Annotated in this window: 1 pseudogene; it reads right to left on the reverse strand. The window is 44.7% G+C overall.

The features are described from left to right. Window positions 1–29: 29 nt before the first annotated feature. Window positions 30–519 (reverse strand): annotated as a pseudogene (locus SLS51_RS23235) (ISAs1-like element ISPlu18 family transposase); the annotation flags it as partial.

The raw sequence follows: 519 nt of genomic DNA on the forward strand, positions 1-519 counted from the left end.
ACAGGGCGGGATTCCACTTTGTATTTAATTTAATCAAAAATAAGTTGACTACGGAATTCCCCTGACCAAATGGCTCTTCGACGTTTAGCTGCCTGACTGTCTTTTATGCTGGTATTCTGTTTAATCACACTTAATGCAATTCGGTTAAAAAGCGCCATTTGTGCAGCCCCATCAGGATCTTTGAGTGAGATAGCATCTTCTCGAAAAGTGACATCTAATACCCAATGCAGCTCGTTTTCCACCGACCAGTGCTTTCTTATTGCCTTAGCCACGATTTCCGCCTCCAACGGTAGCGAGCTGACATACCAGCGTGAATTACGATGGGGAGGCTGACCTTTTACGCTTCGTTCACTGACGACTTCAATAACACTTTGTATTGAAGGCCATTGCCGCCGAAGGACCTCCGGTAATACGGCACGAATTTGCATGACATGCCGAAATTCTGTCCGTCCATGACCGCTATTTTTCTGCGTAAATTCAACAAGCTCATCACTCTCATAATGCGAAGCAAAATACGAT

Origin of the sequence: Photorhabdus africana, assembly GCF_035181445.1 — a bacterium.
Classification (GTDB): domain Bacteria; phylum Pseudomonadota; class Gammaproteobacteria; order Enterobacterales; family Enterobacteriaceae; genus Photorhabdus; species Photorhabdus laumondii.